Origin of the sequence: Acinetobacter sp. ATCC 27244 (assembly GCF_000156555.1) — a bacterium.
In the GTDB taxonomy this organism is placed as follows: Bacteria; Pseudomonadota; Gammaproteobacteria; order Pseudomonadales; family Moraxellaceae; genus Acinetobacter; species Acinetobacter haemolyticus.
Genome location: NZ_GG665974.1, coordinates 1 through 8484, shown reverse-complemented (window position 1 = coordinate 8484; position 8484 = coordinate 1). Strand labels below are relative to the sequence as shown.

Genomic DNA, 8484 nt, shown 5'->3' with positions numbered 1-8484 from the left:
GGGAGCCAATGATGGCTTAGAGCAAGGTAAAGAGTTCTTTATTATTGAATTAGGTGAAGTTATCGTCGATCCTGATACAAACGAAGAATTAGAGCAATTACATATTGTCAAAGGTAGTGCTCGCATAGAAACCATCCAAGAACGTATTGCTACTTTAAGAACATCCGAAGAAAGGGTTCTTAGGGCTGCTGTAAAACGTAGAAAGAATGCATCAGATATAAGAAGTATATTTGCAGGTTTAAATGAGTATGAAATAGTTGAACCAGCTGTTACGGAGCCTAAAAAGTTTCTTAATTTAAAAGTAGGCGATTTAATTATTCCTAAGAATAACTAAAATTAACATAATACACCTTATGCGCAATGACTGTTTTATTTATTTATAAATTAATAGTTTATCACTAAATGTCTAGCCCAGTCCTATCAGATTGGGCTTTTTACGTGATTTAGATCGTTTCACGCTCATTCCTTAACCATTGTTCCACGGTTTTGATTAGGCATAGTTAATAGTACCTTCACCCATTTGGCAGAAAAAAACGGCTCAGAAAGCCCCTTTTCTTTGGTTCTTCTTCGATATGTTCTGGAATAGGAATACGCTTATTTTCTGTTTGTTCCGGAGTAGTCACTCCGTCATCTTTTAGCGCAGGTTCTGACCGAGGATCTGTTGCTATATCCTGACCAGGTTTCTGATCGGTAAACGTAGTCATATTGGTTTTTGGAGCTTCTAGCAGTCGTTGTATTGCTTCTATTTGATTGTCTTTTGCTGCTAGCTGTTCTCGTTGGAAAACTTCTCGCTCATGTGCAAGTTCTAGCTGTTTTTTCAGTATGTCTACCTGTTGTTTTAGCATGTCTACTTCTGTCTCTTTTTGTACCGCAGTAGACTGTAACGTGGTTACATTATTATTTTTATTCGATGGTTCGCCAAATACTCGTATGGCTTCAGATAAATCTATTTTCCCATCACTATTTTTTGATAAATCTCCTTTATTTATACGCTTATAAATACTTTGTCGATTCATCCCGTAAAGTTGTGATAACTCAATAACAGATAGTGCTTTCATCATGTAACCCAAGTAAAAATCTGTATGCTTGTAGACAATAATTAATCATGTAACGTTACATCAGTCATTTAACGATAGCCAACTTTTTCAAGATAAGGATGTAATTCTTGAAATTTAGCAGGATCTTGAAGCATTTCAGCAATTCTTATTGCAAACTGTTGATAGCTTTCAGTGCCCTGAGAGTATTTCCCCATTTCAGGTAATTCTGAAAGCTTGTTAGCAAATAGGTAGCGTTGAGCATCTGTTATGCTGGAAAAAATATCTAATGTGTTGGGATCTTTCTTACGTTCTATTGCTTTGTTCTGATTTCTTTTTTGTTTGAAGCTAAAAGAGAATCCAGAAATAGAGCGGCCTTCTTTATGTTGTTCAACTTTAACGATGATATCTGTATGTTCATTTATCTGTTTGACTGCTGATTCAAGTACACGTCGTTTAAATGTATCTAGTCTTGGGTAATCATCTGAAGTTAAGCCAAGCTTCGAACGAAAGTCAGAAACTTCAAATATAGGAGTCTTACCGACTTCACGCCATGCTATAAGCAACTCATAGAGTCGAATGGCATATTTTCCTGTTAATTGGGTAACTTGTTTTAACTGATAACTTGTAAATTGTTTTTCTAAACGTGTAATTAAGGGTACTACATCCATTGTAAAAGTAACCTCTAAGGTTGCAGCATCATCAATATAAGAAATATTTTGAACCCATCGAGAAATTACTTTCTTTGATTTTCCTGTTTTTTCATCAATTGTTTGATAGCTAAACTGTCTACCAAAAAGGTTGGTAACTGCTGTTTTTAGGGCTTTGTAGGCAGCATGCTTATTAACATTAAATCTGCTCATATAGTCACTGGCATGGATCCGTAGCCTAGTGTTTGCATCAATCCCTGTTCTTGTTTCTCTTGCTTGTAAGATAGCCAGTAGAATTAACCGTTGTTCTACGGTATCCAAATTATAACTCGCATTAATTAAAGCGTTATCTTTTACTATTAATTCACTGGTAGGCATTTGCTACACCTTTATTATACATGGTGTTATTACACCATCATTAATAAACGGTGTAAATAGGTGACTTTTTGGTGTTGTATAGGTGACTTTTTGGTGTTGTATAGGTGACTTTCTGGTGTTGTATAGGTGACTTTCTGGTGTTGTATATCCCTTGTATATACTATAAATAAAGGCTTTCAGCATGTCTAAAAGCATTAAAAATTATTAAAAATTATTAAAAACTCTGTCTGGTCAAAATTGCCCTTGGTTTTCGCTTCGCTCAAACTCTATTGAATCTCGCTTTCGCTCGATTCGAGGGGCAATTTTTTGGCTCTTTTCGTTGTGAATTTGAGAAGAAAAAGCAAAGGCAAGAGCAAAAGCAACTCGGAATTCGCTTCGCTCATAGAGCTTTATGCTCGCTTCGCTCGGTCTAGGCTCTAATTTCAGCATCTAAATTTCACTTTTTTAGGTTTATAAACCTAAAAAGCAGTTTTTCAGAGGGTTGAGACGCAAATTTTAGTAGTTCGCTCGTAGACACTCGCTCTATTCATTTCTATCTTGATCAGAAATCCTCTTTATTTAGCTCTTATTTTCGATTTTTAGCCTGATTTCTAGTTTGATAGTGTTCTTTATGGTTTAGATGAAAAAGTGGCTTAAATCGCATTTGAATGAGTTTTAGCACCTGTATGGTTTTCTTGTACCCGATTTTTAATTTGCTATCTGGATCTCAGTAAGTGAACTCTCCTTGAGCCAAGCACTATCTTTTATGTCAGTTAAGTCAATTTAGTTGGTTGGGTGTCGGTACATACCGACATTTTTTGGTTCACACACCACGCATCTAAAGATGACAACCTTCAAACCTTGATTAGACAAGGCATTCCTTTATTTTCTATAGTGAAGAATCTTGTTCAAAAAATTGAGCTAAAATCAAAGTAAGTTATTGTTTTAAATTAATAATTTAATGTTCAGTGGTTTGTTCAAAAAAACAGGTGTTTTTTGTAGTTAAGCTTTTGATAAATATGGTAAATAATTTGTTCAAGCAAATGTTCACAAAAACCACTTGAAAGTGACATTAAGTAACTGAAAAATATTAAAATATAGAGTGAACATTTATTTTTTTATTTTAGAGAATTAAGTTCTCAAGGGGGATATGTCAAAACGGTCAATTAAGGTTCTTTGATTTGATAATTATTTTCGACAAAAGTTCTTAAAGATAGCAATTTTTAACATTGATCCGCTGAAATTTATTTATAAAGGAATAAGCTTTTAACGGATAAATAATGATGAATAAAGAGATTGTGAGTGATGCCAATGTCGTGAAATTTCCACGGCCATGTGCCTTCTGTGAATCAACGGAACATGTACAACTTTTTGCTGGTCTGATGCTGTGTAGGAGTTGTCAGGAAAACATCAAAATTACCAATCCTGGTCTGTTTGCTACCAATGATCAGATTGAACAAAAAGCCCAGGATTAACCTGGGCTGCGCATAAGAGATTTTATGTTAAATATTTAAACGTATCTATATATTAAGCAATCATTGATTTCAAAGTTATTTATCATAGAGTTAGCTATTCTGACTCTTCCACTTTGCATATGAATTAGCCCTTTCATTGATTTATAAATAAATGATGTGTTTGATTTGACCTCAATATAATTTAGAGGAATTCTTTTATATTTTTTAGAGAGTGCATTTCTGTTAATATTGCTAATTGTCTCATAAACAAAAGAAGAACCTTTTTGAGAAAACTCGTCAAATACTAAAATATATTTCCAATCATTGATTTCCGTATAAAAAAACCACATGGCTGCATCTATTTTGATATGTTTTTTAGTTAGCTCTTTTAGTAAAAAATCACCTGAGAACTCCATATCGGTAGATAACTCTTTTTGAATTACCAGTGTTTTTTTATCCATTGAAGTATTCCTGATTGATCATCACTAACTGCTTTAATTAACTCTTCTGCCCTAATCTTTTCGATAGTCGGTTTATATCTAAATTGTTCAGACCAATCTTTTACTAATGCCCAATGAATATCAAGTTTTGCATCATTTTCTGCATCATTTTTAAACTTGATACTTAAGTTTGAAAGCTTTAATAACTGATTTAAATCATGCACATAAGATTCATTTACTAGTTTTTTATTCGGAAATTCATTTTCCCGAAAAGATTTAGCAATACATGCTTTCAATGCGCATTCAATAGAATATCCACATAAGTAAAAAGCTCCTTGGAATAGTCCATTTTCAAATAAAACTTTAGCTTCTTTTAACCTTAAATCAGCCAAAGCTTCTAGCTCATCTTTTGTCATATTTTTCCTGTGAATTTCAGAACATTTTTAAACATTTCATTCTTTAACTCTATTCAATTTATCTATCTATTCAAAAGTATGACTAAACTTCTGTAAGATAATTCCGTTATTGATTGCAGAGCCTATGAACTGAAATTCTGGTGAATTTTTCCTTGCCTCATGAATCTTTTGCTTTGAGCTAAAAATATTAAAGAAGGTTTTACCTAGATTATAAGTGCCAGATAGGCTGGGACCACTCATTAAGAGATCTCCTGTAGCTAATCCAGCTTCTAATAATTGAGATTTATTACGTTTAATATCACTAATCAAAGATTTCATCGAATAATAGGAAAATTTAGAGGAAAAAGCGAATTCATAATCTCTTATTGCCTGTTGAAAATCTGCTAGTTCATATAGTTGTGCAAGATTTCTTCTCTCCAAATTTTCATATGAACTTATTTTTTCAAATAGTTTATATTTTGTTAAATGAAGGCGATCAAGTTCATCAATATAGTCCTCTCTAAATTTTCTTAGAGTGTCTATAGGAACATAAGTGCTTGGATAAGGAAGACATTTTGCAATTTCGATTCTAATTGTTTGTTGCTCTATTAAATCGTTAGATTCTATAGTATTGAATCCATCTGCAACGTTATTATAAATAATCCAATCAGAGTCTTTAGTTTGTTTTCTCACACTTTGGCATGCTAACAAAGATTCTAAAGCTAATCTTTGCATTTCTGAAGAATGAATCCGAGGTGGTGGGGCATTTGTATAAAAATCAATAACTCCATTACTTCTAAATTCTTCAATAATGCTGTTAGTAAAATGGAACATTGGTATTTGTGTAATAACGATGTTATCCCAATACAAGCCATAGAACATCAAATCAGCATCTGTTAAATCTTTAGCTACAGGTCCATTTTCATTACTAACCCCTCCTAATCCTGAGATTATTATGCCTTTAGAAATTCTTTTTTTCTTAAACTGAATTATTTCACCCATTTTTTACTCAATTTGATTTTTGCTTGTAAGAACGAGCTAGCACTAGCGAATTTAAGGTTAGTATTTAAATAGATATTAAATTTAGTTAGATTATCTAAAATTAACATAATACACGTTATACGAAGTCAAAATGTAAGCCCAAAATAGAAATGTCCGGTTTCTCCAAAGTAAAAATGTCCGCTTTTAGAATATGCGCTTTTGCAATTTCCTTAGCGGACGGTTTGATATGTTGGTGTCTATGTCGGATAAAGAACTTAAACGATTGTCGGTCTTGCAAGAAATCTGTGATCAACGTATAACTCAATCCCAGGCTGCTCAGCTACTTCATATCTCAGAACGTCACATCAGACGCTTACTGCAGAAATACAAAGCTCAAGGTCCCGCTGCATTAGCCCATGCCGGTCGTGGCCAAATCAGCAATTCTAAACTTCCTGAAGAACTCAGACTTAAGTGTCTCAATATTGTTTCAGATCAACTTTATGGTTTCGGACCCACTTTAGCGCATGAAAAGCTCACCACCGTGCATGGATTCGATCTTTCAGTAGAAACCCTGCGTTCCTGGATGATTGCAGCCGATTTATGGATCCCTCGCTGCAAGCGCCTGAAACGACCATATCAGCCTCGTTATAACCGAGATTGTTATGGTGAATTGATCCAAATTGATGGCTCACACCATGATTGGTTTGAAGGTCGAGCACCTAAATGCTGTCTGCTAGTATTCATCGATGATGCCACAGGAAAATTGCAGCATTTACGCTTCTGTGCGTCAGAGTCAGCCTTTGACTATATGATTTCGACACGTTTATATATCGAACAGCATGGTAAGCCATTGGCATTTTACAGTGACAAACATTCAGTTTTTAGGGTGAATCAAAGTAGCAAGAAAGACACCAAGATTACCCAGTTTGGACGTGTTCTGAGCACTCTCAATATCGATATCATTTTCGCTAACTCCCCTCAAGCCAAAGGTCGTGTAGAACGAGCGAATAGAACACTTCAGGATCGTCTGATTAAGGAGATGCGTCTAGAAGGCATCAGTTCAATTGCAGATGCCAATAAGTGGCTGCCGTGCTTTATTGAGCAATTTAATCGTAAATTCGCCAAGATGGCTTTTAATTCCAAGGATCTACATCGGCCTATCGCTGAAACAGCCGAAGAATTAGATGATGTTTTTACCTGGCGTGAACCCCGCAGGGTCACGAACAGCTTGACGATTACTTATGATAAATGCGTATATATCTTGGAAAACAGCGAAGAAAATCAAAGATTGGGCGGCAAGTATCTTGAGTTCCTGGAATATCCGGATGGTACTGTAGCCATTGAATATCAGGGAAGAAAAATCAATTACAGCATCTTTGATAAATTAAGTCAGCTCAACCAGCGAGAGATCGTTGAGAATAAACGTTTGGGTTCTGTGCTGGCACATATTCAACAACAGCATGAACAACTGGAACACCAAAACAAACGCAATCGTTCTCAAAAGATGCCACGTAGACAAGCACAGAAAACAGCGATTGAACAACGAAATCTAAATCCTGTGCTTGACTTGGAAATGTCCATATAGGACATTTCTATTTGGTTATTAGGTAGGACATTTCTACTTGGGAATAACACAAAAATGGGAGCTTAAGCTCCCATTTTTACTGATGATTTTTTAACTCTTTTAGCATGGCATCCCGCAAAATTTCATTCATTCGTGTTTGATAGCCTTTGCCTTGAGCTTTAAACCATGCAAGTACATCAGCATCTAAACGAATGGAAGTCTGTTGCTTCACTGGGCGATAGAATCGATTATGGCGTACAGCATTGCTCCAGTCGGTAATTTCAGGCATATCTGAGAAATCTAGCTGATCGTCAGGAACCGTTCCCTTAGCAAGCAAGCGTTGAATTTCAGCATCTTGCTTCTCACTAAATTTTTCATTTAGTTCTTTGCGTGAGTATCTAACCGTGCTCATATCTATCTCGCTCCGCCTTAGTGACTTGTCTTGCACTAATGATTCGTATGATTTCACAGTCATCTTCATCGAAGATGGTGTGAGCTACTAATAACATTAGTACGCCTTTTACTCTTCCAATGGTTTGCCAACGTTCTTCACCATCGGTATGTCTGTCCTGGATTGAGATCCTCAGCGGATCTTCAAAAACAAGGCTTGCAGTTTCGAAAGAGATATCATGCTTTTTCTGATTCTTTCGATTCTTAGCCTCATCCCATTCGAAATACTGTTCCATAAAAAAACATTCAAATTTGTATATACAATAATGTATCACAAAATTGTATCACTCAAGTTGAGAAGCGTAATTTTTAGTCAGATTTATTGGCAAAAACTATCAAAATCGCTCATAAAAAAGCCGACTTGTTTCAAAGTCGGCTTTTTGGGCATTTTTGCTTTTTTATGGTTCTATTAAGTATCTGATATTTATATTAATATACAAGTGTATTGCGTATAACGCCCATTATGTTAAATGGAAGAACTCTAATTCATGTAAGATATATAAAGTTTATGATAAAGTTAAAGTATGAACCTAACTATATGTAATTAAATGTGTTAAATAAAAATCTAGATTGGAAAGACTATTTTTTTTCTCATATTACTATTGCTTATGCAATTGGTGTGATTGGTGTAATAAGCAGTGTCACTACAGTTTTTCTAGATACATCCACTGAATTATCTATTAAATATTTTTTATTTATTATTTTTTTGTTTCTAACAATATTTATTCTTTTAATTAAAATAATTAAAGATTTGATAAATAGTAAAAATGAAAATAAGTTATCTAGTGGTGCTCCTCCAGTTTCATATAGCGAAGCAAACAAAACATTTCTTTTTAAAAAACAGCCTTTTTACAGCAAAAGTGTAGTCTATTTTATTTATGTAGAAGAATCTCTTGCTGAAAGATTAGCCTATATAGTTGTTCCATACTATGAGCAAGAGACAGTAGTTCAATTACAAGTATTAAAAGACTTTAAAATTTTCGATACACCACCTAAAGAAGCCGAAACTTTAAGTAAATTAGTAGTCAAAGACCAATTATCTGTTACCCTTTTAAATGAGATCTCCTTTGATAATGAATGAGTTAAAAGTGATTAATGTAAAGAATGCAATAGGTAAGGTTGCGCGTATAATTGATGATTATTCTTGCGTTATCAATAA

General features: G+C 34.4%; 11 protein-coding genes. 4 read left to right on the top strand and 7 right to left on the bottom strand.

Annotated elements, in window-relative coordinates; all coding sequences use genetic code 11:
• The coding region (locus HMPREF0023_RS16805) for a hypothetical protein (RefSeq protein WP_008942547.1) at nucleotides 1-334 on the top strand (334 nt) is incomplete at its 5' end.
• Nucleotides 335-512: 178 nt separating this feature from the next.
• Here HMPREF0023_RS16805 and HMPREF0023_RS15500 read toward each other — a convergent pair.
• Both HMPREF0023_RS15500 and repM read right to left on the bottom strand, forming a co-directional pair.
• Nucleotides 513-1058, bottom strand: coding sequence for a plasmid replication DNA-binding protein (locus HMPREF0023_RS15500; protein ID WP_017394741.1), 546 nt, complete (start codon nucleotides 1056-1058; stop codon nucleotides 513-515).
• 68 nt (nucleotides 1059-1126) lie between these two features.
• Nucleotides 1127-2062 (bottom strand): replication initiation protein RepM, encoded by a 936-nt coding sequence (gene repM / locus HMPREF0023_RS15495; protein ID WP_005086339.1) that lies wholly within the window; start codon nucleotides 2060-2062, stop codon nucleotides 1127-1129.
• Between the two features lie 1259 nt (nucleotides 2063-3321).
• Here repM and HMPREF0023_RS15485 point away from each other — a divergent pair.
• Nucleotides 3322-3516: a hypothetical protein gene (locus tag HMPREF0023_RS15485; RefSeq protein WP_005086337.1), complete on the top strand. Its 195-nt coding sequence runs from the start codon at nucleotides 3322-3324 to the stop codon at nucleotides 3514-3516.
• A 35-nt stretch (nucleotides 3517-3551) separates the two neighbouring features.
• On the opposite strand, the gene HMPREF0023_RS15480 is transcribed toward HMPREF0023_RS15485, so the two are convergent.
• The 3 genes from HMPREF0023_RS15480 to HMPREF0023_RS15470 form a co-directional block, all read right to left on the bottom strand.
• The gene (locus HMPREF0023_RS15480) at nucleotides 3552-3956 is read right to left on the bottom strand and encodes a hypothetical protein (RefSeq protein WP_008942545.1); all 405 of its coding nucleotides are present in this window, start codon (nucleotides 3954-3956) and stop codon (nucleotides 3552-3554) included.
• A complete protein-coding gene (locus tag HMPREF0023_RS15475) occupies nucleotides 3935-4351 on the bottom strand; it encodes a HEPN domain-containing protein (RefSeq protein WP_008942544.1) in 417 nt (138 codons plus the stop codon). Before HMPREF0023_RS15475 ends, HMPREF0023_RS15480 begins: the two co-directional genes overlap by 22 nt.
• Before the next feature lie 66 nt (nucleotides 4352-4417).
• A complete protein-coding gene (locus HMPREF0023_RS15470) occupies nucleotides 4418-5332 on the bottom strand; it encodes a DUF6236 family protein (RefSeq protein WP_008942543.1) in 915 nt (304 codons plus the stop codon).
• A 238-nt stretch (nucleotides 5333-5570) separates the two neighbouring features.
• On the opposite strand from HMPREF0023_RS15470, the gene HMPREF0023_RS15465 reads away from it, so the two are divergent.
• Nucleotides 5571-6896 carry an ISNCY family transposase gene (locus HMPREF0023_RS15465; RefSeq protein WP_008942541.1) on the top strand — a complete coding sequence of 442 codons (1326 nt, stop codon included), beginning with the start codon at nucleotides 5571-5573 and terminating at the stop codon, nucleotides 6894-6896.
• 76 nt (nucleotides 6897-6972) lie between these two features.
• On the opposite strand, the gene HMPREF0023_RS15460 is transcribed toward HMPREF0023_RS15465, so the two are convergent.
• Together HMPREF0023_RS15460 and HMPREF0023_RS15455 are read right to left on the bottom strand one after the other, a co-directional pair.
• A complete protein-coding gene (locus HMPREF0023_RS15460; protein ID WP_008942540.1) occupies nucleotides 6973-7287 on the bottom strand; it encodes a BrnA antitoxin family protein in 315 nt (104 codons plus the stop codon).
• Nucleotides 7274-7561 (bottom strand): BrnT family toxin, encoded by a 288-nt coding sequence (locus HMPREF0023_RS15455; RefSeq protein WP_008942539.1) that lies wholly within the window; start codon nucleotides 7559-7561, stop codon nucleotides 7274-7276. Before HMPREF0023_RS15455 ends, HMPREF0023_RS15460 begins: the two co-directional genes overlap by 14 nt.
• Nucleotides 7562-7875: 314 nt before the next feature.
• On the opposite strand from HMPREF0023_RS15455, the gene HMPREF0023_RS15450 reads away from it, so the two are divergent.
• The gene (locus HMPREF0023_RS15450; protein ID WP_008942537.1) at nucleotides 7876-8406 is read left to right on the top strand and encodes a hypothetical protein; all 531 of its coding nucleotides are present in this window, start codon (nucleotides 7876-7878) and stop codon (nucleotides 8404-8406) included.
• Nucleotides 8407-8484 lie beyond the last annotated feature (78 nt).

Coding starts and splice junctions, on each gene's coding strand:
- HMPREF0023_RS15500 (WP_017394741.1), bottom strand. CDS start 1,058: ATGAAAGCACTATCTGTTATTGAGTTATCACAACTTTACGGGATGAAT.
- repM (WP_005086339.1), bottom strand. CDS start 2,062: ATGCCTACCAGTGAATTAATAGTAAAAGATAACGCTTTAATTAATGCG.
- HMPREF0023_RS15485 (WP_005086337.1), top strand. CDS start 3,322: ATGATGAATAAAGAGATTGTGAGTGATGCCAATGTCGTGAAATTTCCA.
- HMPREF0023_RS15480 (WP_008942545.1), bottom strand. CDS start 3,956: ATGGATAAAAAAACACTGGTAATTCAAAAAGAGTTATCTACCGATATG.
- HMPREF0023_RS15475 (WP_008942544.1), bottom strand. CDS start 4,351: ATGACAAAAGATGAGCTAGAAGCTTTGGCTGATTTAAGGTTAAAAGAA.
- HMPREF0023_RS15470 (WP_008942543.1), bottom strand. CDS start 5,332: ATGGGTGAAATAATTCAGTTTAAGAAAAAAAGAATTTCTAAAGGCATA.
- HMPREF0023_RS15465 (WP_008942541.1), top strand. CDS start 5,571: ATGTCGGATAAAGAACTTAAACGATTGTCGGTCTTGCAAGAAATCTGT.
- HMPREF0023_RS15460 (WP_008942540.1), bottom strand. CDS start 7,287: ATGAGCACGGTTAGATACTCACGCAAAGAACTAAATGAAAAATTTAGT.
- HMPREF0023_RS15455 (WP_008942539.1), bottom strand. CDS start 7,561: ATGGAACAGTATTTCGAATGGGATGAGGCTAAGAATCGAAAGAATCAG.